This window comes from Vibrio sp. 10N.286.55.E10 (genome assembly GCF_002872555.1).
Lineage (GTDB): Bacteria > Pseudomonadota > Gammaproteobacteria > Enterobacterales > Vibrionaceae > Vibrio > Vibrio crassostreae.
The window spans coordinates 17,913-42,101 of record NZ_MCSD01000002.1 but is presented as its reverse complement, the minus strand read 5'-3'; the positions used below and the strand labels follow the sequence as shown (position 1 = coordinate 42,101).

At 45.2% G+C, this 24,189-nt stretch carries 22 protein-coding genes; 16 read left to right on the top strand and 6 right to left on the bottom strand.

Annotated features, from left to right (window positions below):
* Positions 1 to 40: 40 nt before the first annotated feature.
* Together glnE and hldE are read left to right on the top strand one after the other, a co-directional pair.
* A complete protein-coding gene (gene glnE, locus BCV39_RS01390) occupies positions 41 to 2,890 on the top strand; it encodes a bifunctional [glutamate--ammonia ligase]-adenylyl-L-tyrosine phosphorylase/[glutamate--ammonia-ligase] adenylyltransferase (RefSeq protein ID WP_102433160.1) in 2,850 nt (949 codons plus the stop codon).
* A 120-nt stretch (positions 2,891 to 3,010) separates the two neighbouring features.
* Positions 3,011 to 4,441, top strand: coding sequence for a bifunctional D-glycero-beta-D-manno-heptose-7-phosphate kinase/D-glycero-beta-D-manno-heptose 1-phosphate adenylyltransferase HldE (gene hldE, locus BCV39_RS01385; RefSeq protein ID WP_048658013.1), 1,431 nt, complete (start codon positions 3,011 to 3,013; stop codon positions 4,439 to 4,441).
* A gap of 92 nt (positions 4,442 to 4,533) precedes the next feature.
* Here hldE and tolC read toward each other — a convergent pair whose 3' ends face one another.
* Positions 4,534 to 5,859 carry an outer membrane channel protein TolC gene (gene tolC, locus BCV39_RS01380; protein WP_102431715.1) on the bottom strand — a complete coding sequence of 442 codons (1,326 nt, stop codon included), beginning with the start codon at positions 5,857 to 5,859 and terminating at the stop codon, positions 4,534 to 4,536.
* A 227-nt stretch (positions 5,860 to 6,086) separates the two neighbouring features.
* On the opposite strand from tolC, the gene nudF reads away from it, so the two are divergent.
* From nudF to parC, 6 genes are all read left to right on the top strand, one after another.
* The gene (gene nudF, locus BCV39_RS01375) at positions 6,087 to 6,716 is read left to right on the top strand and encodes an ADP-ribose diphosphatase (protein WP_048658015.1); all 630 of its coding nucleotides are present in this window, start codon (positions 6,087 to 6,089) and stop codon (positions 6,714 to 6,716) included.
* 4 nt (positions 6,717 to 6,720) lie between these two features.
* Positions 6,721 to 7,161, top strand: coding sequence for a DUF1249 family protein (locus tag BCV39_RS01370; RefSeq protein ID WP_004736016.1), 441 nt, complete (start codon positions 6,721 to 6,723; stop codon positions 7,159 to 7,161).
* Between the two features lie 59 nt (positions 7,162 to 7,220).
* A complete protein-coding gene (gene cpdA, locus BCV39_RS01365) occupies positions 7,221 to 8,045 on the top strand; it encodes a 3',5'-cyclic-AMP phosphodiesterase (RefSeq protein ID WP_102432172.1) in 825 nt (274 codons plus the stop codon).
* A 15-nt stretch (positions 8,046 to 8,060) separates the two neighbouring features.
* Positions 8,061 to 8,666: an esterase YqiA gene (gene yqiA / locus BCV39_RS01360; RefSeq protein ID WP_102432171.1), complete on the top strand. Its 606-nt coding sequence runs from the start codon at positions 8,061 to 8,063 to the stop codon at positions 8,664 to 8,666.
* A 239-nt stretch (positions 8,667 to 8,905) separates the two neighbouring features.
* A complete protein-coding gene (gene parE / locus BCV39_RS01355) occupies positions 8,906 to 10,786 on the top strand; it encodes a DNA topoisomerase IV subunit B (protein WP_017061428.1) in 1,881 nt (626 codons plus the stop codon).
* 3 nt (positions 10,787 to 10,789) lie between these two features.
* Complete coding sequence (gene parC / locus BCV39_RS01350) at positions 10,790 to 13,048, top strand: DNA topoisomerase IV subunit A (protein ID WP_048658018.1); 2,259 nt, start codon at positions 10,790 to 10,792, stop codon at positions 13,046 to 13,048.
* A 116-nt stretch (positions 13,049 to 13,164) separates the two neighbouring features.
* Here parC and degS read toward each other — a convergent pair whose 3' ends face one another.
* The 3 genes from degS to zapG form a co-directional block, all read right to left on the bottom strand.
* Positions 13,165 to 14,229, bottom strand: coding sequence for an outer membrane-stress sensor serine endopeptidase DegS (gene degS / locus BCV39_RS01345; RefSeq protein ID WP_102432170.1), 1,065 nt, complete (start codon positions 14,227 to 14,229; stop codon positions 13,165 to 13,167).
* A gap of 158 nt (positions 14,230 to 14,387) precedes the next feature.
* The gene (locus BCV39_RS01340; RefSeq protein WP_102432169.1) at positions 14,388 to 15,743 is read right to left on the bottom strand and encodes a Do family serine endopeptidase; all 1,356 of its coding nucleotides are present in this window, start codon (positions 15,741 to 15,743) and stop codon (positions 14,388 to 14,390) included.
* 127 nt (positions 15,744 to 15,870) lie between these two features.
* On the bottom strand, positions 15,871 to 16,326 hold the full coding sequence (zapG, locus tag BCV39_RS01335; protein ID WP_017629363.1) for a Z-ring associated protein ZapG: 456 nt from the start codon (positions 16,324 to 16,326) through the stop codon (positions 15,871 to 15,873).
* 219 nt (positions 16,327 to 16,545) lie between these two features.
* Between zapG and zapE the strand changes: the two genes are divergently transcribed.
* The 8 genes from zapE to sspB all read left to right on the top strand — a co-directional run bounded on the left by zapE (position 16,546) and on the right by sspB (position 22,885).
* A complete protein-coding gene (gene zapE, locus BCV39_RS01330; protein WP_048662655.1) occupies positions 16,546 to 17,649 on the top strand; it encodes a cell division protein ZapE in 1,104 nt (367 codons plus the stop codon).
* A 247-nt stretch (positions 17,650 to 17,896) separates the two neighbouring features.
* On the top strand, positions 17,897 to 18,325 hold the full coding sequence (gene rplM, locus BCV39_RS01325; RefSeq protein ID WP_010434689.1) for a 50S ribosomal protein L13: 429 nt from the start codon (positions 17,897 to 17,899) through the stop codon (positions 18,323 to 18,325).
* Between the two features lie 13 nt (positions 18,326 to 18,338).
* On the top strand, positions 18,339 to 18,731 hold the full coding sequence (gene rpsI, locus BCV39_RS01320) for a 30S ribosomal protein S9 (protein ID WP_004740758.1): 393 nt from the start codon (positions 18,339 to 18,341) through the stop codon (positions 18,729 to 18,731).
* 330 nt (positions 18,732 to 19,061) lie between these two features.
* Entirely contained in the window at positions 19,062 to 19,652 is a 591-nt protein-coding gene (petA, locus tag BCV39_RS01315; RefSeq protein ID WP_010434692.1) for a ubiquinol-cytochrome c reductase iron-sulfur subunit, read from the top strand.
* Positions 19,652 to 20,917 carry a cytochrome bc complex cytochrome b subunit gene (locus tag BCV39_RS01310; RefSeq protein WP_102432168.1) on the top strand — a complete coding sequence of 422 codons (1,266 nt, stop codon included), beginning with the start codon at positions 19,652 to 19,654 and terminating at the stop codon, positions 20,915 to 20,917. Before petA ends, BCV39_RS01310 begins: the two co-directional genes overlap by 1 nt.
* Positions 20,914 to 21,651: a cytochrome c1 gene (locus tag BCV39_RS01305; RefSeq protein ID WP_048658023.1), complete on the top strand. Its 738-nt coding sequence runs from the start codon at positions 20,914 to 20,916 to the stop codon at positions 21,649 to 21,651. The genes BCV39_RS01310 and BCV39_RS01305 overlap by 4 nt, the downstream gene beginning before the upstream one ends.
* Positions 21,652 to 21,748: 97 nt before the next feature.
* Positions 21,749 to 22,384: a stringent starvation protein SspA gene (sspA, locus tag BCV39_RS01300; RefSeq protein ID WP_009848943.1), complete on the top strand. Its 636-nt coding sequence runs from the start codon at positions 21,749 to 21,751 to the stop codon at positions 22,382 to 22,384.
* 6 nt (positions 22,385 to 22,390) lie between these two features.
* Complete coding sequence (sspB, locus tag BCV39_RS01295) at positions 22,391 to 22,885, top strand: ClpXP protease specificity-enhancing factor (RefSeq protein ID WP_017072808.1); 495 nt, start codon at positions 22,391 to 22,393, stop codon at positions 22,883 to 22,885.
* A 91-nt stretch (positions 22,886 to 22,976) separates the two neighbouring features.
* On the opposite strand, the gene BCV39_RS01290 is transcribed toward sspB, so the two are convergent.
* Both BCV39_RS01290 and BCV39_RS01285 read right to left on the bottom strand, forming a co-directional pair.
* A complete protein-coding gene (locus BCV39_RS01290) occupies positions 22,977 to 23,582 on the bottom strand; it encodes a BON domain-containing protein (protein ID WP_048658024.1) in 606 nt (201 codons plus the stop codon).
* A 16-nt stretch (positions 23,583 to 23,598) separates the two neighbouring features.
* Entirely contained in the window at positions 23,599 to 24,189 is a 591-nt protein-coding gene (locus BCV39_RS01285; RefSeq protein ID WP_004729817.1) for a phosphoheptose isomerase, read from the bottom strand.

Sequence of the window (24,189 nt, the reverse complement as noted above, 5' to 3'; positions counted from 1 at the left end):
AACCCGAACGTTCGTCGCGCAGCTTATACAAGGAAGAAACATGCCATTGCCTTCTCAACTCGTCACTCACTCACAGTCTGCTTTTGAGCAATTACTAGAGCATCAAAGTGAAGCCATCAATACTTGGTCTGAGCCACAGACTGAGGAGCTTAAACGTGTACTCGGTTTAAGCTGTTTTATTGGTGATTGCCTGCAGCGTGATACGGTTTTATGCGGTGACTTACCTGATATGTTGGCATGTGCAGAGCGTGCTGAAGGGTACCGAGAGCGACTGGCTGGATTACTTTCTGGTTGTGCTGATGAAATGAGTGGTCAGCGCGTGCTGCGTCAATTCCGCAATCGAGAAATGACCTATATTGCTTGGCGTGATTTTATGGGCTCATGGGAGTTAGAACAGAGCTTAAGTCACCTATCGATGTTAGCTGAGGCAATGATCTTCGAGACCTATCAATGGCAGTACGATATTTGTTGTAAAGAGTGGGGCACACCATGCAATGAACAGGGTGAAGCGCAGCCGATGCTGATCATTGGCATGGGTAAGCTAGGGGGCGGTGAGCTCAACTTCTCTTCTGATATCGACCTGATTTTTACCTATCCTGAAAATGGCGAAACCCAAGGTGCAAGACGAAGTATCGCCAACGCACAATTTTTCACACGCTTGGGGCAACGAATTATCAAGGCGCTTGATCAGCAAACCTTTGACGGGTTCTGCTATCGCGTCGATATGCGCCTGCGTCCATTCGGTGAGAGTGGTCCATTGGTGATGAGCTACGCTGCACTGGAAGATTACTACCAAGAGCAAGGTCGCGATTGGGAACGCTATGCGATGGTGAAAGCGCGAGTGATGGGCAGCGAAATGTACCCTGAATACCAAGAGCTCCGCCAGATGCTGCGCCCATTTGTATTCCGTCGTTATATCGATTTCAGTGCGATTCAATCTTTGCGTCGTATGAAGTCGATGATAAGCAGTGAAGTACGTCGTCGTGGATTATCAAACAACATCAAGCTGGGGTCTGGTGGGATTCGCGAAGTGGAATTTATTGCACAAGTATTCCAATTGATTCGTGGTGGCCGTGAACCTAGCCTTCGTGGTCGAGGGTTACTGGAAACCTTAAGCGCGATTGAATCACTTCACCTGTTAGAGGCAGAAGAGGTAGGGCACTTACGTGAGGCTTATCTGTTTTTGCGTCGCCTTGAGAACCTGTTACAAGCAATGGCCGACAAGCAAACTCAAACCTTACCTGACGGTGAATTCGAACAGTTGCAACTCGCTGTCGCAATGCAATTCATTGATTGGGATAGTTTGATTGAGGCAACTCGTGCTCATATGGCCAATGTACATACCGTGTTCGAAGATCTGATTGGGGTTGATGAAGATGACGCCAACCCGATCGCGAGTCACTTTAGTGAACTGTGGGATATGGCCCATAAGCCAGATGTGATTGAACATGTTCTGGAGCATGATATTGCGATTGCTAACCCACCGAAAGCCGCGAAAACGATTATTCAATTTAAAGCCGATTTGGCTAAGAAGACCCTTGGCCCACGCGGCCGTGAAGTCCTCAATCGATTGATGCCGAAAGTGTTTCAAGCACTGTACACTGCTAAGGATGCCGAGTTTGGTTTGTCTCGAGTACTGCATCTACTGCATAAAATCGTTACACGTACCACTTACCTAGAGCTATTGGACGAACACCCTGCCGCGCTGACTCAGCTTGTGCGTTTGTGTACCGCTAGTCCGATGATCTCGGAGCAGCTGGGTCGCTATCCAATCCTATTAGATGAACTTATCGACCCTCAACAGCTCTATAATCCAGTGCCGCTCGAGTCTTACAAGACGGAGTTACGTGATTATCTTGCACGTATTCCTGAAGACGATATGGAGCAGCAGATGGAAGGTCTGCGTCAGTTCAAACAGACCTGTATCTTGAGAATCGCTGCCGCTGATATTGCGGGCGTACTGCCTGTGATGAAGGTCAGTGATCACTTGACCTACTTAGCCGAAGCGATTGTTGAGGCGGGGGTCAATCAAGCTTGGTTACAAGTATCGGCCAAGTTTGGTGAGCCTACTCATGTTAAAGATCGCGAAGGTCGCGGTTTTGCGGTTGTTGGTTACGGTAAGGTCGGTGGTTGGGAGCTTGGCTACAACTCAGACTTAGACATTGTGTTTATGCACGACTGCCCGGTACACATCTATACTGATGGTAAGAAAGAGATCGATGGACGCCAATTTTATCTGAGGTTGGCACAGCGTATTATTCATATTTTCTCGACCAGAACCGCTTCTGGCATTCTGTACGAAGTCGACACTCGTCTACGCCCTTCTGGTGCATCTGGTTTGTTGGTTAGTCCAACTGATGCCTTTGATGAGTATCAGCACAATGATGCGTGGACGTGGGAGCATCAAGCTTTGACTCGCGCTCGCATGATTTATGGCGATGACTTATTGGCTGCGGCATTTAACAAAACGCGTCATGAGGTTCTGTGCTTGGCGCGTGATGAGGCGACACTCAAAAAGTCAGTTGTAGATATGCGTGAAAAGATGCGCGGCCATTTAGGCGGCAAAAAAAACGATCGATTCATGCTCAAACAAGATGCGGGTGGTATTACCGATATCGAATTTTTGGCGCAATATTTAGTCCTTCGGTACAGCAATGAGAAGCCAAAGCTTACTCGTTGGTGTGATAATGTACGAATCTTTGAAAGCCTGCTGTCACAAGGGATTATGGACGAGCAACAAGGCATGGCATTAACCCATGCTTATACAACGTTAAGAGATGAAATCCACCACCGCAATCTACTCAATCTTGATGCGGATGTGGCAATTAATAAGTTTGAAATGGAAAGAGAACACGTGGTTCGAGCATGGAAGCAGTGGATGGAAGCGTAGCTTGTCTTTTGCTTAGCTATCACAGTGCCTATCGAGGTAGGCTTTACTCATTTTTCTAAGGTTTAGCCACTGTAATCAGTGTGCTAGACTCTAGCCAGATTCGATTTTTGGAGCTCAACAATGAAACCAATTCTACCTGACTACAGCCAATCAGGTGTTCTTATTGTCGGTGACGTCATGCTTGATCGTTACTGGTATGGTCCAACTGGCCGTATTTCACCAGAAGCACCTGTACCCGTTGTAAAAGTAGAAAATAACGAAGAGCGTCCAGGTGGTGCTGCCAACGTTGCAATGAACATTGCCTCTCTTGGTGGTCATGCTCATGTTGTTGGTTTAACTGGTAAAGATGAACCCGCCGAGGTGTTAAAAAACACTTTGGGCGCACTAAAGGTTAAGTGTGATTTCGTTGAGTTAGAAGACTATCCAACCATCACAAAACTACGAGTGATGAGCCGTGGTCAGCAGTTGATTCGTCTTGATTTTGAAGACAAATTTGAAAACACTAATCCAGAGCTTATTCTGTCTCGCATGGAGCAAGCACTGCCAAATGTCCGTTCGGTTATCTTGTCAGATTATGCGAAGGGTGCATTAGAGCATGTACAGAGCTTCATTCAAAAAGCACGCGCAGCGAATGTTCCAGTATTCATCGATCCAAAAGGCGCGGATTTAGAGCGCTACCGTGGTGCGACTTTGCTTACGCCAAATATGGCGGAGTTCGAGCTAGTTGCAGGTAAAGTTAAATCAGAAGAAGACCTTATCGAGAAGGGCATTGCCTTGATCGAAAAATATGATTTTGAAGCTTTGTTGGTGACTCGTAGCGAGAACGGTATGACTCTGCTGCGTAAAGGTCAGGCACCGTTCCACTTACCGACTCAAGCCAAGGAAGTGTACGATGTCACAGGTGCCGGCGATACGGTTATCTCTGTCCTTGCAGCTTCTGTTGCTGCTGGTAAACCTCTGGATGAAGCGTGTGCATTAGCGAATGCGGCTGCTGGTGTAGTTGTTGGTAAGCTAGGTACATCGACACTGTCTACGATAGAATTAGCGGAAGCGATTCACGGTAGCCAAGATACAGACTACGGCGTTATCTCTGAAGCAGCACTGGTTGAAGCGGTGAAGCGTGCTCGTGCGAAAGGCGAGAAAGTGGTTATGACCAATGGCTGCTTTGATATTCTGCACGCTGGGCATGTTTCTTACATGAATCATGCTGCTGAGTTGGGCGATCGTTTGATCGTTGCGGTTAATACTGATGAATCAGTAAAACGTTTGAAAGGTCCAGGTCGTCCTGTGAATCCAACTGATCGTCGTATGGCGGTATTGGCTGGCTTAGGTGCGGTTGATTGGGTTGTACCATTCTCTGAAGATACTCCTCAACGTTTAATCTCTGAGGTATTGCCAAGCATTCTTGTTAAAGGCGGTGATTACAAACCTGAAGAGATCGCTGGTGGTGCGGAAGTGATTGCTGCTGGTGGTGAAGTGAAAGTACTTAATTTTGAAGATGGTTGCTCTACCACTGAAATCATTAAAGCGATTAAAGGTGGCCGAGGCTAACCTTCGGTCTTTTAGCTTCTATGCTAGCTTTTGAATAGATAATAAAAATGCCGCTCAATGAGCGGCATTTTTGTAACTTAAGTAATTCTGAATTACTTACTTGCTACTTTTAGACCTGCGTTTACATCAACGATGTCTTGTTCGCTTAGCGTACCAACCGCTTGGCGAAGCTGAAGTACACTTAGGATATAGTTGTAACGAGCATCTGAAAGGTTTTTGTTCGCATCGTATAGACGACGAGTTGAATCTAGTACGTCAACGATAGTACGAGTACCCACATCAAAACCTGCTTCTGTCGCTTCTAGAGCTGATTGAGCAGAAACTACAGATTGTTCGTAAGCGCGTAGCGCACCGATCGAAGCACTGATGTTGTTGTTGAACGCACGTACGTCTTTTACAACGCTACGGTAAGTCGCTTCTAGATCTTCACTTGCTGCAACGTAGTTGTATTCAGCCTGTTTAGTCAATGAAGTTGTGTTGCCACCCGTGTATAGAGGTACAATTAAGTTCAAACCAATGTTTAGGTTGTCTTGGTCGTAATCTTGGGTGCTGTTTGATTGATCTGAAAGAGCGTAGCTACCATCTAGTGTTAAGCTTGGTAGGTGACCAGAGCTTGCTAGAGAGATGTTGTCTTTTGCTACGTCTTGAGAGATACGTGCAGCCAATAAGCTAAGGTTCTTTTGTTCTGCTTGTTCAACAAGCGCAACAGCAGACTCAGAAGATTTGCTTGCTGAGAAACGATCAGTATCTAGGATGCTTAGGTTAGAGTGTTCCTGACCTGTAATCTCACGTAGACCTTCGTAGCTATTCGTTAGGTCGTTCTCTGCAAGAACTTCATCAGCCAAAACGCCATCGTACTGAGCTTGCGCATCATGTACATCGGTGATTGCTGAAAGACCTACTTCAAAACGCTGTTTAGTTTGCTCTAGTTGACGAGCAACTGCTGCTTTCTCTGCACGAACAAATTCTAGGTTATCTTGAGCGCGAAGTACTTCGAAATATGCTGTCGCAACACGAAGAATCAAGGCTTGTTGTTCTGCCGCGTAAGCTGAATCAGATTGACGAGCGGTTTTCTCTGCCGTATCTAGTGTGATCCATGAAGAGCGCTGATAAAGCTCTTGGCTGAAGCCGATAGCAGCTCCCCAAGTGTTGTTATCAATGCTTGAATTACCAACACCTGATGTATCTCGATCACCACGATTAATGTCGTAGTTTGCTGTTAGGTTAATTTGTGGTAGCAAATCACTACGGCTTGACGTTACTGCTTCAAAAGCGGCATCGCGCTGCGCTGCTGAACGAAGAAGTTGTGGATCGTTCTGTTTTGCTTGGTCGTAAACTTCAGCTAGCGTATCAGCAAAAGCTGACGAACTCAGGCTGCCAATTGCTGCACTGATAAATAGTGGAAGCAGTTTTTTCATTTTCCTATTCCTGCCTTTTATGGAATTTTCTTTAAAAGAGTTTAACCCAGTTTGGTGGTAATTTACTCGAAACTTTGCACTTTTTTACAGTTAACTGTCCACTTGTGCAATATTTATTTTTTAAAACTTAACTTTAATTATAAATTTTATATAAAAAGTTGAACCTTATCCTTGGTAGTTAACTCGGACAATGAGTAAACTATAAAGATCACTTAGTGAGGTACCAAATGCAACAGTATGACAATCAACGACATGAGTTTACTCCGCAAGATGTGGAAATAGTCTCAAAAGAGACGCTGTTTCGTGGTTTTTTCAAAATGGTTAAGTACACATTTAAACATAGACTGTTTGAGGGCGGCTGGAGCCAACCAATAGAGCGTGAGATGTTTGAGCGTGGACATGCTGCTGCTTTGCTACCTTATGATCCTGTGCGTGACGAAGTTGTGATCGTCGAACAGATCCGTGTCGGTGCTCTAGAGCATGAGACCCCATGGCAATACGAAATTGTTGCTGGGATCATTGATACCGATGAATCACCACAAGATGTCGCTCGTCGTGAAGCGATGGAAGAAGCCGGGGTCGAAGTCGGATCTGTGTTGCCTATTACTTCGTATTACCCTTCATCTGGTGGTTGCTCAGAAAAGCTTGACGTCTTTGTTGGCTGTGTTGATGCAACGACAGCCAAAGGGGTACACGGATTGGACTACGAAGGTGAAGACATTCGCGTACAAGTGATGAGTCGTGAAACTGCTTATCAGTTGGTAAAAGACGGTGTGTTTGAAAATGGAGCCACGATCATTGCGCTACAGTGGCTACAATTGAACTACCAAGAATTACAGTCAGAGTGGATAGATTAACGTCATGCCAAATATAGCAGTCAAGAAACCGTATCATGTTGATCTTGCTGAATTGATGCGAGTTTACGAGACGAACTATGCCAAACTGAACGCTTTGTTACCGGTTGGGCATGAAGTTGGTGACGTTCGCTGTTACCAAGCCGTTAATATGGTGTATCAATTGACAGTGAATGAGGTCACAAAATACACCACATTAATAGATATATGTCAGAGTGACGCGATGCCAGTGTTTCCTTTGCCAAAAATGTCTGTCAGGCTATATCACGACGCTCGAGTTGCAGAAGTGTGCGCTAGCGGGGATTTTTCAAGAGTCAAAGCGAAATATGACTATCCCAACACTAAGCTTCTGCAAAAGGACGAGAAATTTCAATTGAATAAATTTCTTGGGGAATGGTTAACGTTTTGTTTAAAAACGGGTATCAGCCGAACCCCAATTACCTTTTAATTGAGCCTATTTATCAACACTTTTAAAGTCTAAACAGTAACGTATCTGGATTTGTTATTTTGGAATTATCACACACTTCAAAATTTGATGAGAGCACTATTAAGCTTGTGCAGCTAACGGACACGCATTTGTTTGCGCCGAGCAATGGCAGCTTATTAAGCATCAACACTCAAGATAGCTTTCGTGCTGTAGTCGATGGCATTGTTAGTCAGGGTTTTGACTATCAAGCGATTTTAGCAACCGGTGATATCTCTCAAGATCACAGTGCTGAGTCGTACCAGAAATTTGAGTCAGGGATTCAACCTTTGGAAAAGTCATGCTATTGGCTGCCAGGGAACCATGACTTTAAGCCTAATATGGGCAGTGTTTTACCATCACCACAAATACAGTGTGTTGAGCATGTCTTGCTAGGCGATAACTGGCAGATGGTGATGCTAGACTCGCAGGTGGTTGGTGTGCCTCATGGTCGCCTTAGCGATCAACAGCTTGATCTGTTAGAACAAAAGCTGACGGAATTCCCTGAACGTAATACTTTGGTTCTATTGCATCACCATCCATTGCTGGTTGGCAGTGCATGGTTGGATCAGCATAACCTAAAAGACGCCGATCAATTTTGGGATGTGGTTCAACAGCACACCAATGTCAAAGCAGTATTGTGTGGTCACGTTCATCAAGACATGAATCGAGATCATTATGGTGTACAAGTCATGGCAACACCGTCGACTTGTGTGCAATTCAAACCTAACTCAGATGACTTCGCGGTAGATACTTTGTCTCCGGGCTGGAGAGAGATTGAATTACATCAAGACGGAACGGTCAGCACGCAAGTTCGTCGTTTGCCTCATGGGCAGTTCTTGCCTGATTTTGAAGCCGCTGGTTATTAATGAAGGTTGTTATTGATGTTAGGCTCTAATCAGCAAGCGACTAAGCCATCGCTGCTTCTCTATATTCACGGGTTTAACAGTTCATCACGTTCTCATAAAGCGAATGTGATGGCAGATTACTGTGCGGAGCATCGCGCTGATATTAAAGTCGTAACGCCTCAACTGCCGAGTCTCCCTAAGCAAGCGGCACTTCATTTGCAACAGCTGGTGGAGCAATACAAAGAGCAATATCAGATAGCGTTGGTCGGTAGCTCACTAGGTGGCTATCTTTCAACATGGCTGAATAGCCACTATGGTTTTAAAGCGGTGGTTGTAAACCCTGCAGTGAAGCCGTATGAGCTTCTTGCTGACTATTTAGGTGAACAAGTAAACCCATACACAGATGAACGATATGTACTGGAAACAAAACATATTGATGAACTGAAGGCGTTAGAGGTTTCGGCTATCGCTAAGCCGAGCGACTTCTGGTTACTTCAGCAAACGGAAGACGAAGTTCTGGATTACCGACAAGCGGTAGAGAAGTACCAAGGTGCAACACAGACAGTAGAAGAGGGCGGGGATCATAGCTTTGTTGATTTTAAACGCTACCCACAACAAATCATCACCTTTCTAAATCTTTAATCTGTTCCACCAACCAAGTGATTTTCTCTTGTTTGCCTGTTATTTCATCTATCAATGGTGAAATATCATAGTTTGATGTCTTAGTTTTTGAACTAGCTTGACATCATTACTCAGCTTCCAGACTATATTCCCCAATACTTCGCTCGTTCGCTCTACTATGACGGTTCATAGTAATGATTCTGCTTTAGTGAAACTGGAGCCAGCGAACTGACGCAAACTTTTTGAGTAAACTCCGTATTATGACTGAACAATATAATGCAAAAGACCTCGAGGTACTTGAAGGTCTCGATCCTGTGCGACACCGCCCAGGAATGTATACCGAGACAGAAAGACCTAACCACCTTGCCCAAGAAGTCATTGATAACTCGGTCGATGAAGCATTAGCGGGACACGCTAAGAAAATCAAAGTTGTGCTTCATGCAGACCAATCGTTAGAAGTTACCGATGACGGCCGTGGTATGCCTGTCGATATTCACCCAGAAAAAGGGATCTCAGGTGTTGAGCTGATTTTAACAAAGCTCCACTCTGGTGGTAAATTCTCGAACAACAACTACAAGTTCTCTGGTGGTCTGCACGGTGTAGGTATCTCGGTAGTAAACGCGCTGTCAAAACGTGTTGAAGTGACCGTACGCCGAGAAGGTCAGGTTCACGAGATCGCACTTGAAGGCGGTCATGCAGTAACAGAGCTTACTGTAACGGGCACTTGTGGTCATCGTAACAGTGGTACATCAGTACATTTCTGGCCTGATCCTAAGTACTTTGATAGCCCTAAATTCTCGACACTTCGTTTGATTAACAATCTACGTGCAAAAGCAGTGCTTTGCCCAGGTTTAGAAATTACCTTTATCGACAAAGTCGGTGGCGAAGAGCATAAATGGTTCTATGAAGATGGCCTAAAAGATTACCTTGCCGAAGGCGTGAAAGGTTATACCTTGCTGCCTGAAGAACCTTATGTTGGCGAATTCGTTGCTGAAACCGAAATGGCAAACTGGGCGATCATCTGGCAGCCAGAAGGCGGTGATATGATCACCGAGAGTTATGTGAACTTAGTACCGACTAAACAAGGTGGTACACACGTAAACGGTCTTCGCCAAGGTTTGCTTGATGCAATGCGTGAGTTCTGTGAATTCCGGAACTTGTTACCACGCGGCGTTAAGCTAACTGGCGACGATATTTTCGATCGCTGTTCGTACGTACTATCGGTGAAGATGCAAGATCCGCAGTTTGCAGGTCAAACAAAAGAACGCTTGTCTTCGCGTCAAACCGCTGCGTTTGTTTCTGGTGTGGTAAAAGATGCCTTTAGCCTGTGGCTGAACGAAAAGCCACAACTGGCAGAACAGTTGGCAGAAGCTTGTATTGCGAATGCCCACCGCCGTATGCGCGCAAGCAAAAAGGTTGTGCGTAAGAAAATCGCCTCAGGCCCAGCACTGCCGGGTAAGCTAACGGATTGTTCGGTTCAAGATTTAAGCCGCACTGAAATCTTCTTCGTGGAAGGGGACTCGGCGGGTGGTTCTGCTAAACAAGCGCGTGACCGTGAGTTCCAAGCGGTGATGCCACTTCGCGGTAAGATCCTAAATACGTGGGAAGTGTCGGCAGACCAAGTATTGGCTTCGCAAGAAGTGCACGATATCTCGGTAGCTCTGGGTATCGACCCGGACAACGATGACTTATCAGGCCTGCGTTACGGTAAGATCTGTATTCTTGCCGATGCGGACTCGGATGGTCTTCATATCGCGACACTGTTATGTGCATTGTTTACTCGCCATTTCCATGCTTTGGTTGAAGCGGGCCATATCTATGTGGCAATGCCTCCTCTGTATCGTATCGATTGCGGTAAAGAAGTGTTCTACGCACTCGATGACGCAGAGAAAGACGGTGTGCTTGAGCGACTATCGCAGAAGAAAGCTAAGATCAACGTGCAACGATTCAAAGGTCTGGGTGAAATGAACCCACTTCAGTTGCGTGAAACCACCATGGATCCAAACACTCGTCGCCTTGTTCAGTTAACGATTGATGACAGCGAAGCGACTAACGAGATGATGGACATGCTGCTTGGTAAGAAACGTGCAGATGATCGCCGTACATGGCTACAGACTAACGGTGATATGGCCGAGGTATAATGGATGTCTAACGAAATTACATATGATGGCGTTGAACAGCTGCCAATGCGCAAGTTCACCGAAGATGCCTACTTAAATTACTCAATGTACGTGATCATGGATCGTGCATTGCCGTATATCGGTGATGGCTTGAAGCCAGTACAGCGTCGTATTATCTACGCGATGTCTGAGCTGGGCTTATCGGCTGCATCGAAATACAAAAAATCAGCACGTACCGTTGGTGACGTATTAGGTAAGTATCACCCACACGGTGACTCTGCTTGTTACGAAGCGATGGTATTGATGGCGCAGCCGTTCTCTTACCGCTACCCATTGGTAGATGGTCAAGGTAACTGGGGGGCTCCTGATGATCCGAAATCGTTCGCTGCAATGCGTTATACCGAAGCAAAACTGTCTAAGTTTGCTGAAGTTCTGCTGGGCGAGTTAGGTCAAGGCACTGTTGACTGGCAACCAAACTTTGATGGCACGATGAAAGAGCCTCAAATGTTGCCTGCTCGTCTTCCACATATCCTGCTTAACGGTATCACGGGTATCGCGGTAGGTATGGCGACCGATATTCCACCACACAACGTGCGTGAAGTCGCTAATGCAGCCATTCACCTAATTGATACGCCTAAGTCTGAGCTTTCAGATGTGATGGGTTTCATTCAAGGTCCAGATTACCCGACAGAAGCTGAGATTATCTCTCCGAAATCGGATATCGAAAAGATCTACCGTACTGGACGTGGCAGCATCAAGATGCGCGCGGTTTGGCACAAGGAAGGCTCTGATATTGTTATCACGGCTCTGCCTCATCAAGTGTCAGGTGCAAAGTTACTTGAGCAAATTGCTAACCAGATGCGCGCTAAGAAGCTGCCAATGGTTGACGACTTGCGCGATGAATCTGATCACGAGAACCCAACGCGTATCGTTGTCGTTCCTCGTTCGAATCGTATCGATTGTGATCAATTGATGAGTCACCTGTTCGCGTCGACGGATCTAGAGAAAAACTTCCGCGTTAACTTGAACATGATTGGTTTGGATAACCGTCCTCAGGTTAAAGGCTTAGTTCAAATCCTGAAAGAGTGGATCGAGTTCCGCCGCACAACCGTTCGTCGTCGTTTGCAGTACCGTTTAGATAAAGTACTGGCACGTTTGCACATCTTAGAAGGCTTACTTGCTGCTTATCTTAATATCGATGAAGTGATTGAGATCATTCGTACAGAAGACGAACCATGTCCTGTTCTAATGAGCCGTTTCAACATTTCTGAAGTTCAAGCTAATGCGATTCTTGATATTAAACTTCGTAACTTAGCTAAGTTAGAAGAGTTTAAAATCCGAGCTGAGCAAGAAGAGCTTGAAGCTGAACGTGAAAAGCTTGAAAAGCTACTCGGTTCAGAGCGTCGCTTGAATACGCTGATCAAGAAAGAAATCCAAGCAGATGCGGATAAATACGGCGATGATCGTCGTTCACCTCTGATTGAGCGTGCTGAAGCGAAAGCGCTAACAGAGCGTGACTTAGTACCAAGCGAACCAATCACAGTTGTGTTGTCTGAAAAAGGTTGGATTCGTCATGCCAAAGGGCATGAGGTTGATGCTGAAGGCTTGAACTATAAATCAGGTGATAAATTCCTAGCGAGCGCTAAGGGTAAGAGTAATCAACAAGCGGTGTTCCTTGGCAGTGATGGCCGAAGCTACTCCCTTGAATCACACTCATTACCGTCGGCACGTAGCCAAGGTGAGCCAATTACAGGCCGCTTGAACGTCAGCCCTGGTACTTCTATTCGCCAAGTGGTGATGGGAGAGAATGAGCAATTATGGTTAGTCGGTTCTGATGCTGGTTATGGCTTTGTTTGTAAGGGTAGCGATCTGCTGTCTAAGAACAAGAGCGGTAAAGCGTTGGTTAACTTGCCACAAGCTTCTGAAGTGATGATGCCAAGCCCTATTGCTGACTTGGACAGTAACCAGATTCTGGCGATTACTAACCAAGGCCGTATGTTGTTGTTCCCTATTAAAGACCTACCTCAGTTGAGCAAGGGTAAAGGCAACAAGATCATCAACATCCCTTCGGCGAAAGCAAAAGAGCGTGAAGAGTTTGTCTCGCACTTGATGGCTATCCCAGAGAATGCGACGCTGACTATCTACGCCGGTAAACGCAAGCTTGGCTTGAAACCAGCAGATCTTGAAAACTTCCGTGGTGAACGTGGTCGCCGTGGTGGCCTACTACCAAGAGGTTTACAGCGAGTGACTCGCATCGATATCGAAGAGCCAAGTGAATCGTAGAGATACCTGATACTATCTTTAGATAAAAGAAAACCCAGCCTGTGAGCTGGGTTTTTTGTATTTGTTTATTAGCAGCTTAAATCTAGCAGCTTGAACCACTGCTAACAGCGTTTGTTCTACAGGCGAGTATCTTCAGCAATTGTCACTTTGAGGGTTTTGTTTTCACCTTGGCGTAAGATTCCCACATCAATCTCGGTACCTGGACGCAAATCAGTAACAGTATCCATCACACTCTGGCGACCACTTACCTGGTTATTATTGATACTGACAATAATGTCTTGAGCTTCAAAACCGGCATCCGCAGCGGGGCCATTTGGATCGATACCTAACACAACAATACCGCCGATATTCTTAGTACCCAACATGCGTGAGGTGACAGAGTTGATGTCTTGTCCATCGATACCGATATAACCACGAATTACACGGCCATCGGCGATGATCTTCTCCATGATTTTATTAGCAAGCGGATAGGGGATAGCGAATGAGATCCCATAGGTTTCCATGTCGGTAGCTTGTTGGAAAGAGGCGGTATTGATACCGACTAGCTCACCTTGTGAATTCACCAGTGCACCACCCGAGTTACCTTCATTGATTGCTGCATCGGTCTGTATAAAGGCTTGATGACCATCAGCACTGATCGAAGAGCGGCCAGTTGCAGAGATGATACCAAAGGTTGTTGTTTGACCTAGGTTATATGGATTACCTATCGCCAGTACCACATCACCAACATTGGCTTTGTAGCTTGGGTTTAATGGGATTACTGGTAGGTTGTCACCGCTGACTCTCAGTATCGCGATATCGGTGCGTTTGTCTGAGCCGACAAGTTGCGCTGCTGCTACTCGGCCATCTTGAAGGGCCACAACTATTTGGTCTGCTTGAGCCACAACATGGAAGTTGGTAATGATGTAGCCTTTCTCGCTAACAATCACCCCAGACCCCAAACCTTGAGTCAGTAGCTTGTTACGATCATTTTCGGCGTATTTACGGCTATAAATATTAACCACAGCAGGTGCCGCGCGGCGTACTGCTTGATTGAATGAAATCTGAAGAGAGCCAATATTGTCGACTTTAGGGTTAGTGACATCTGCAACAATAGCGGGTCTTAAGCTTGGAAAAGCGAGAAGAATCAGCGCCGCTGAAACGAGTCCAAGGGAAATAGAACGAAATAGAAAGGACAGCATGTTTCCCTCTTCAACAAGTAAGGTGTGAAGCCTCCGTAGATGGATGACTGACTTGATTACTAGTGAAGCATAGCATTTTGATTCATCTAAAGAAAAGGGAGACTGAGTAAGTTTAAAGCAAACTTACCGAGCCTCCCTGTTATTACGTTGACGTATGACTATCTAATAACGAGGTAGATAGTTCTGTCGCCACGTTGGATATTTAGCGCTAGTACGCCCGGTTGTTTCTCAAGAATCTCTCTAAACTCAGCAAGGTTCTTAACGGTTTGGCGATTGACGCCAATAATGATGTCGTCTTTGAGAAGTTGATAAGCTTCTGCTGGTGAGCCTTGAGCCACACTTGACACTTTCACGCCCGTTGCTGAGTCGCTGTCTGTTGTGTTGGTGAGCTCTGCACCAGCTAAGCCTTCATGCAGTTTTTCAGCTTGTGTCTTGCTGTTGGTTGATTCACCCAGAGTCACATCAAAGGTTTTGTTCTTGCCGTCGCGAACCACGCCCAGTTCGATTTCTTTACCTGCACCGAGTGTAGCGACTTTAGCTCTTAATTCACTGAAAGTATAAATACGTTTACCATTAATAGAGACAATAATGTCACCCGCTTTCAGGCCTGCATCATCGGCTGCACTGTCCGGCACGACTTGGCTAACGAAGGCGCCTTTACTTGATTCATAACCGAGTGCTTCTGCTAGTTCTGAGGTGATCTCTCCACCTTGAACGCCCAGCATGCCGCGTTTTACTTCACCGAAATCGAGAATTTGTTCTGTCAGGTTTTTCATCATATTGGATGGGATTGCAAAGCCGATACCGACATTACCTCCGTTAGGGCCAAGAATGGCAGTATTGATACCAATCAGTTCACCGTTGAGGTTAACTAGCGCACCACCAGAGTTACCGCTGTTGATTGCCGCATCGGTCTGAATGAAGTTCTCAAAGTTCTCTAGATTCAGGCCGCTACGACCAAGCGCAGAAACAATACCTGATGTCACGGTTTGACCAAGTCCAAATGGGTTACCAATTGCGACACTAAAATCACCAACTCTTAACTTGTCTGAGTCTGCCACTTTTATCTGAGTAAGGTTCTTGGCTTCTTCTAGTTTAAGGAGCGCGATATCCGACATCTGGTCGCCACCGATAAGTTCGGCATCGTATTCTCGACCATCATGAAGTTTTACTTTGATATCGTCAGCACCATTAATCACATGGTAGTTAGTCACGATATGGCCTTTCTTGGCATCAATGATCACACCAGAGCCTAATCCGCGGAATGGGCGCTCTCGTGTTTGTTCTGGACCAAAAAAGAATTGGAATTGTTCAGGAATTTGCTGGCGTTGTACCTGTTTGCCTTCTACGGCAATACTAACCACAGCGGGGGTCACTTGTTCAAGCATAGGCGCGAGGCTTGGTAATTGTTCATTACCCACACTTAATGGTAGTGCGGCCGTTGCTTGAATGGGGGTGATGATTGAACTTAAGCTTAAAGTCAGTACTGATAAAGCAAGCAAAGGTTTTTTCATCATAAACTCCTCTCTAGTTAAGGTCTTACCCCTCTCACTACGTGTAATAAGTATGAGAAGTTTCAAATGACCTGAGTGAAAGTTATGACTCAAAAACCTTTGTAAAGTTCACAGAAGTGTTAAATGTTTATGATGCTTTTGCTGTCACTACATCAGGAGCATCAATGATCTCTTTCTTCTGTTCTGTAAATAAACCGGTTGCGCCATTCGCGTAATCTTTCGGTTGTTCCTCAAGTGTCGCTTCTTTAATTGAAGGCTTATCTTGTGATTTGTCCGAATGAGCGGCGGCTGTTTTTACAAACGGGTTGTCTTGCTCTGGCAGGTTAGGAATCAGCTCTGAGCTTGTTTTTTCCATGTGTTGGTACAGTTTCGTGTAGTCCTTACCTAAGGTGTCCAACATTTCTGCTGATTTCGCAAAGTGGTCAGCCAGCTCTTGTCGCTGCTGTTCTAGGGCAAACTTTGCGCTATCTAATTCTTTCTGTACGTTCTTTTGTTTTTTGTATTCAGGTGTCATAAGACGAGAAATGGCGACCCCTAAAATAACTCCGACTAGTAAACCGGCAACGGCATACATCCAAGGCATAACAGCTCCTTATTATTGTTTTTTAACATGTTTGTTACTGCTTAGTTACACGTGATACGGCTCCATGGTACTATGAGAAAGCCGCAGTATAAAGAGAAATGCGTGTGCGCTAGTTAGCAGTTTGATGCTGCATTATTCACCACGTTACGTTATTTCTCGTACTGTTTGGGCTCATTTTTATTTGCTGTCTGATATCGCTTTCATTGTGGAAATGTCGTCATGAATCCCATTAAAAAATACGAACAAGATATAAAAGAACATGGATTTCAAAGAGATCCAGCACAAGAGCAAGCAGTTAAGTCTTTAGATGAACTCTTTCATCAATTCCAAGATTACATGAATACGCCTATTCCTCAACTAACTCGATTCCAGAAATTATTGGGCAAAAAACCAGAATTGCCACAGCCACCGAAAGGTCTCTATTTCTGGGGAGGCGTAGGGCGCGGTAAAACTTATCTAATGGATACGTTCTACGACGCCTTACCGACCACTAAAAAAATGCGGGTTCACTTTCATCGCTTTATGTATCGAGTTCATGATGAACTAAAGGCGCTAGGTAATGTTAGCGATCCATTGCCTTTAGTGGCAGACAAGTTGAAGGAAGAAGCGGACATTATCTGTTTCGACGAATTCTTTGTTTCAGACATCACTGATGCGATGATCCTAGGAACTTTGTTCCAAGAGTTGTTCGCTCGCAACGTTATCTTGGTCGCGACCTCTAATATTCCCCCTGCGGATCTATATCGTAACGGGTTACAGAGAGCGCGTTTCTTACCTGCCATTAAGCTTATTCAAGACAACTGCCACATTCTTAATGTTGATAGCGGTATTGATTATCGTCTGCGTACTTTAGAGCAAGCAGAGATTTACCATTACCCGCTAGATAGCCAAGCGAATATCAATCTCGAAAAGTATTACGCTCAGCTCGTAGGTGAAGATAAAGAGAAGCTTAAGCAGATTGAGGTTAATCACCGTCAATTAGAAGTAGTCGAAGCGAGTGATGGGGTGTTGCATGGTACTTTTGCTCAGCTTTGTCAGTCGGCTCGTAGCCAGAACGACTATATTGAGTTGTCTCGGGTTTATCACACGGTTCTATTGGCGGATGTATTGCAAATGGGGGCGACTTCAGATGATGCTGCAAGGCGCTTCATTGCATTAGTTGATGAGTTCTATGAGCGCAATGTGAAACTGATTATTTCAGCGCAAGTGGAGCTAGAAAAGCTATACACCCATGGTCAGCTAGAGTTTGAATTTAAACGTTGTCAATCGCGCTTAATTGAAATGCAGAGCCATGAATATTTGGCAAAAGAACACTTAAGTTAGCTTTGATTATCTCGAATAAGAAATAGAATTAAAAAAATCGTGATTTTGTTCAAAAAGAGGTGATTTTTTCTTCGCTCTTCTCTATAATCCTGCGACCTACCGTTACTGCGGGCCTCTAGCGATGAGTAAAATCACGTTATGCCAAGAGTTTTCCAACACTCGAAGGGGTGATGAATGGTAACTCTTAGACAGTGGGAATACGCGAGTATTCCTTAAGTGTAAATTTTTTAAATAGGTAATTATTAGCATGAAAACTTTCGTTGCTAAACCAGAAACTGTAAAACGCGACTGGTATGTTGTAGACGCTGAAGGCAAAACTCTTGGCCGTCTAGCAAGTGAAATCGCTTCTCGCCTACGCGGCAAGCACAAAGCAGAATACACTCCTCACGTAGACACTGGTGATTACATCATCGTTGTTAACGCTGAGAAAGTTGCTGTAACTGGTAACAAAGCTAAGGGTAAGGTTTACTACCGTCACTCTGAGTTCCCAGGTGGTCTTAAAACTATCACTTTTGAAAAGCTAATTGCTAAGAAACCAGAAATGGTTCTAGAACTAGCAGTTAAAGGTATGCTTCCACGTGGTCCTCTAGGCCGCGCGATGTACCGTAAGCTTAAAGTGTACGCTGGTACTGAGCACAACCATGTTGCTCAACAGCCACAAGTACTAGACATCTAAGGGGATTATGAAAATGGCAGAGAATCAATACTACGGCACTGGTCGTCGCAAAAGCTCAGCAGCTCGTGTTTTCATCAAACCAGGCTCTGGTGAGATCGTAATCAACAAGCGTAGCCTTGATGTTTACTTCGGTCGTCCAACTTCTCGTATGGTTGTTAAGCAACCTCTTGAGCTAGTTGAACTAACTGAGAAACTTGACCTTTACATCACTGTTTCTGGTGGTGGTATTTCTGGTCAAGCTGGCGCAATCCGCCACGGTATCACTCGCGCTCTTATGGAGTACGATGAAACTCTACGTCCTGCTCTACGTGCAGCTGGCTACGTTACTCGTGACGCTCGTTGCGTTGAACGTAAGAAAGTTGGTCTACGTAAAGCACGTCGTAAACCTCAATTCTCTAAGCGTTAATTTTTCTTTACGAAAAAGTACACGCTCCCAGTTTTACGACTGGAATTGTGGTTCAAAGCTCGGCTATATGCCGAGCTTTTTGTTTTTATACCCCCTCTAAACGCTTCCTCTCCCTCGTTTTATTCCCAAATTCTTATATTTTGAAAGCTTTTGTAACCCAATGTGCGCTTTGCCTCATGATTGTTACAAAAAGGTAGCTTTATCTTGTCAAAAAGTAGGGTTTTATTTATCATTTGCCGTCAATAAATAGAACTAAATACATATTTTGTTAGCCATGCTCTTTAATCGGAATTATTTCAATCCATAAGGAGCAAATGGGAGAATGTTTGGATGAGCAACGCGCCTTTAAATAACGGTCGCAGGCGTTTCTTAACCGCAACAACAGCCGTTGTTGGTGGTTTAGGAGCAGCTGCTGTAGCCGTGCCTTTTATTAAATCATGGAATCCGAGTGCCAAGGCGAAAGCTGCGGGCGCACCGGTGGAAGTGGAAGTCAGTAAGTTAGAACCGGGACAAATGGTTCGTGTCGAGTGGCAAGGTAAACCTGTATGGGTTGTACGCCGTGCTGAGTCGGTACTAGAGAACCTAAAAGCGATCGGTGGTCAACTTCGTGACCCTCAATCTGAAGCTGAACAACAACCTGAATACGCGCAGAACGAGTTCCGTTCAATTAAGCCTGAATTCTTCGTTGCTGTTGGTTTCTGTACGCACTTAGGTTGTTCTCCAACTTACCTGCCGGATTCTTTTGCAGAGCAAGTTCAGGGTGTTAAGTCTGGTTTCTTCTGTCCTTGTCATGGTTCAAAGTTTGATATGGCAGGTCGAGTATTCCAAGGCGTACCAGCGCCATTGAATCTTGTTGTACCAAAGCATATGTATTTGAGTGACACTAAGATCATGATCGGTGTGGACGAGGGAGACGCGTAATGCAAGGATTGCTTGATTGGGTAGAGAAACGTCTACCCGCGATGAATGCTTATAAAAAGCATTTATCTGAATACCCAATGCCTAAGAACTTTAACTTTTGGTACCTTTTCGGTTCTTTAGCAATGTTGGTACTGGTTAACCAAATTCTTACGGGTATTTGGCTAACAATGAACTACGTACCGTCAGGTGAGGGTGCATTTGCTTCTGTTGAATACATCATGCGTGATGTGGAATACGGTTGGTTACTGCGTTACATGCACTCAACGGGTGCTTCGGCATTCTTCGTTGTTATCTACCTGCATATGTTCCGTGGCCTAATCTACGGTTCTTACCAAAAACCTCGTGAGCTACTTTGGATCTTCGGTATGTTGATCTTCTTAGTGCTTATGGCTGAGGCTTTCATGGGTTACCTACTACCATGGGGTCAAATGTCTTACTGGGGTGCTCAGGTAATCATTTCTTTGTTTGGTGCGATTCCTGTTATTGGTGATGACCTAACGCTTTGGATCCGTGGTGACTACATCATATCTGGTGCAACGCTGAACCGTTTCTTCGCACTGCACGTTATCGCTCTACCAATCGTACTTCTGCTACTTATCGTACTTCACGTACTAGCACTGCACGAAGTGGGTTCGAACAACCCAGATGGTATCGAGACTAAGCTTCCTAAAGGTACAATGGGCGACGATTACAAAACTCAGTTCCCATTCCATAAGGATTATACTAAGAAATACGACATCATCGACTCTATTCCTTTCCACCCATACGGGACGGTGAAAGACATGGTAGGTGTTGCTGGTTTCCTATTCTTGTTCTGTTACGTGCTGTTCTTTAACCCAGAAATGGGTGGATACTTCCTTGAGCCGCCTAACTTTGAAGCCGCGAATCCGCTGAAAACACCTGAGCATATTGCTCCAGTTTGGTACTTCACGCCGTTCTACGCTGTACTTCGTGCTGTTCCTGATAAGCTGCTAGGTGTAGTAGCAATGGGTGCATCTATTGTTGTGTTATTCCTATTGCCATGGTTCGACCGTTGTAAAGTGCGCTCTTACCGTTACCGTAGCAAACTGCATTTGATTAACATCATCCAATTCACAATAAGCTTTATTGCGCTTGGTGCACTTGGTGCGCTTCCAGCAACGCCAACATACACGCTACTGGCTCAAATCTTTAGCTTAGGTTATTTCATGTTCTTCGTTCTACTGTGGTTCTACAGTAAAAATGAAGCGACGAAACCATTACCAGAAAGGGTGACATTCAAATGAAAAAGTGGATTGTAATTTTATTTGCTATGTTGCCGTCATTGGCGATGGCAGCGGGTGCAAACGTACCATTAGACAAAGCGAACAATGACTTAACAGACAAAGCTTCATTGCAAAATGGCGCTAAGATGTTCATGAACTACTGTTTCGCTTGTCACTCAACGCAGTACCAGCGTTATGAACGTGTTGCGAATGATTTAGAGATCCCTGTTGATCTAATGAAGGAAAACCTGATTTTCGACCCAGAGGCGAAAATTGGTAGCTTGATGGTTAACGCTATGCCTTCTGAGCAAGCGGCAAGTTGGTTTGGTGCTCCGCCACCTGACCTAACTTTGGTTGCTCGTGTTCGTGGCGCAGATTGGCTGTACACTTACCTTCGTACATTCTATGAAGATCCGTCTCGTCCGTTTGGCGTGAACAACATTGTTTTCCCAAGTGTAGGTATGCCGCACGTTCTTGAAGAGCTACAAGGTATCCCAACACCAATCTACGATACGCATATGGTAGATGGCGAGGAAGTGACGGTTGTTGTTGGTACTGAAACTGACGGTTCTGGTGAACTAAGTGCTGGTGAATACGACGAAGCGGTTCGTGACCTTGTTAACTTTTTGGTTTACTCGGGCGACCCAGTTCAACTTGAGCGTCACGCTATGGGGTGGTGGGTAATGGCCTTCTTAGTAATATTCACTATCATCGTGATTTTGCTGAAGAAAGAGTATTGGCGTGATGTGCACTAATTGTGCTATAATACCGTGCTAATTCCCAAATTATGTTAATGTTCAATGGAGGCTTTAGGCCTCCATTGTTTTTATTTAAAGTGTACTGGAGGGCTCCATGGCTGTAGCTGCCAATAAACGTTCTGTAATGACTCTTTTCTCAAGTGCTTCTGATATGTATAGCCATCAGGTGCGCATCGTTCTTGCTGAAAAAGGCGTAAGTGTTGAAGTTGAGTTGGTTGATGAAAAAAATCTACCAGCAGAGCTTGTTGAACTGAACCCGTACAAATCAGTACCTACTCTTGTTGATCGTGAGCTTGCTCTATATGACTCAAAGATCATCATGGAATACCTAGATGAGCGTTTCCCTCATCCACCATTGATGCCTGTATACCCGGTTGCTCGTGGTAACAGTCGTCTAATGATGTACCGCATTGAGCGTAACTGGTATTCAGTTGCAGAGAAGATCGTTAAAGGCAATGCTGAAGAATCTGAAGCAGCTCGCGTTAAACTGCGCAACGACCTACTGACTCTTGCTCCTATCTTCGCTGAGTATGAATACTTCATGAGCGAAGAGTTTAGCCTAATTGATTGTTACCTAGCTCCGCTACTATGGCGTTTACCTGAGCTTGGTATCGAACTAATTGGTCCTGGTTCTAAAGAGCTTAAGATTTACATGAACCGCGTATTCGAACGTGATTCATTCCTAGCTTCTCTAACTGAAGCTGAGCGTGAGATGCGACTTGTTCGCTAAGCGTTTATGGATATTTCTAATATGACTCCACGCCGACCATATATGCTTCGTGCATTTTATGAATGGCTGGTTGATAACGAATTAACTCCACACCTTGTTGTTGAAGCAACATTGCCGGGTGTGCGAGTTCCAGAAGAGTTTGTTCAAGATGGTCAGATCATTCTGAACATCGCGCCTCGTGCGGTTGGACAACTTGAACTGGGTAACGAAGCTGTGACGTTTAGTGCTCGCTTTAGTGGTCGTCCACACTCTGTGATCGTTCCGCTTTACGCAGTACAAGCGATTTATGCTCGTGAAAATGGTGCTGGTACCATGTTTGAACCTGAAGAGGCTTACATGGAAGCGTTTGAAGAAGGGATTGAAGAAAGTCCTTTTGAAGAACCAGAAAAAGGCCCATCTTTGAGCGTAGCAACGGCAGACGTAGATGCTGAAGAGCCTGACTCAGATCCTGAGCCACCTCGTCCAGCGAAAGGTCGCCCAAGCCTTCGTGTTATCAAATAACGTTAGTTAAATAACGAATCAAATAAAAAAGCAGCGACTCGTCGCTGCTTTTTCTTTTCTGGTAAATAGCATTTAATTGACTGACTTAAGGCTAGTTAACAGCCGTCTCTTCTTCACCATATTCAAATGCTCGAATGACCTGCTTTACGCCAGATATGTTACGCGCAACTTCTGTTGCGATATCAGCATGCTCTCGAGTGACCAGTCCAAGCAGGAATACTTCAGAATCCTCAGTAATTACTTTTACTTTGATGCCGTTAAGCTCAGCATTAGCAAGCAGAGCTGACTTCACCTTAGTCGTAATCCAGCTGTCTTTGCTAATCGCGCTAACCGATAATGGCTCTTTCACTCGAATCTGGTTATGTATGCTTTCGACACCGGTTACTTCTTTGGCTTGGCTCTCAAAAGCACGACGTTCAGCGTCTGTTTTTGCTTGCCCCATTAACACCACAGAGCCGCGGTAAGAACTTGCAGTGACACGCACGCTACCACGGTAGGGTTGTTTATTAGTGATAGCTGCAACTTCAAATTCGATATTGTTGTCGTTCCAAATTTCTTTGGTGGTTCGCGTGTCAGTGACTAGATTTGCTGTGGTTGCCGCACCAGCAATGAAAATGCCAGCACAGCCAGACAGAGACAGTGTAAGTAGCGAAACACTAATCAGCTTAAACAGCCTCATAGAGGTTAATGATTTCATTGTGATGCTCCGTATATCACTCTTCGTGAGCAGGGAAGAGTACTTGATCGATTAGGTCACATAGGCAGTGTAGCGTCACCATATGTACTTCATGAATGCGCGCTGTACGGTGTGAAGGAATACGAATTTCTACATCGTGTTCACCAAGCAGACCTGCCATCTCGCCACCATCTTTACCGGTAAAGGCAATGATTGTCATGTCGCGCGTTACCGCCGCTTCCATTGCCTTGATGATATTCTTGCTGTTACCGCTAGTCGAGATAGCCAACAGAATATCGCCAGTTTGACCAAACGCACGCACTTGCTTAGAGAAGATCTCTTCATAGTGGTAGTCGTTAGCCACAGCTGTGAGCGTAGTGTTGTCTGCTGTGAGTGCCATCGCTGGAAGGCTAGGGCGCTCTGTTTCAAATCGGTTGAGTAGGCACGATACAAATTGCTGAGCATTCGACGCTGAACCACCATTACCACAACAAAGAATTTTGTTTCCGTTAAGCAAGGTCGCAACCATTGCTTGAGCGGCATGCGTGATTGCGTCAGGCAGAGCTTCTGCAGCCGCAATTTGGATTTGAATACTTTCTGTGAAACTTTCTTTAATGCTGTCTAGCAT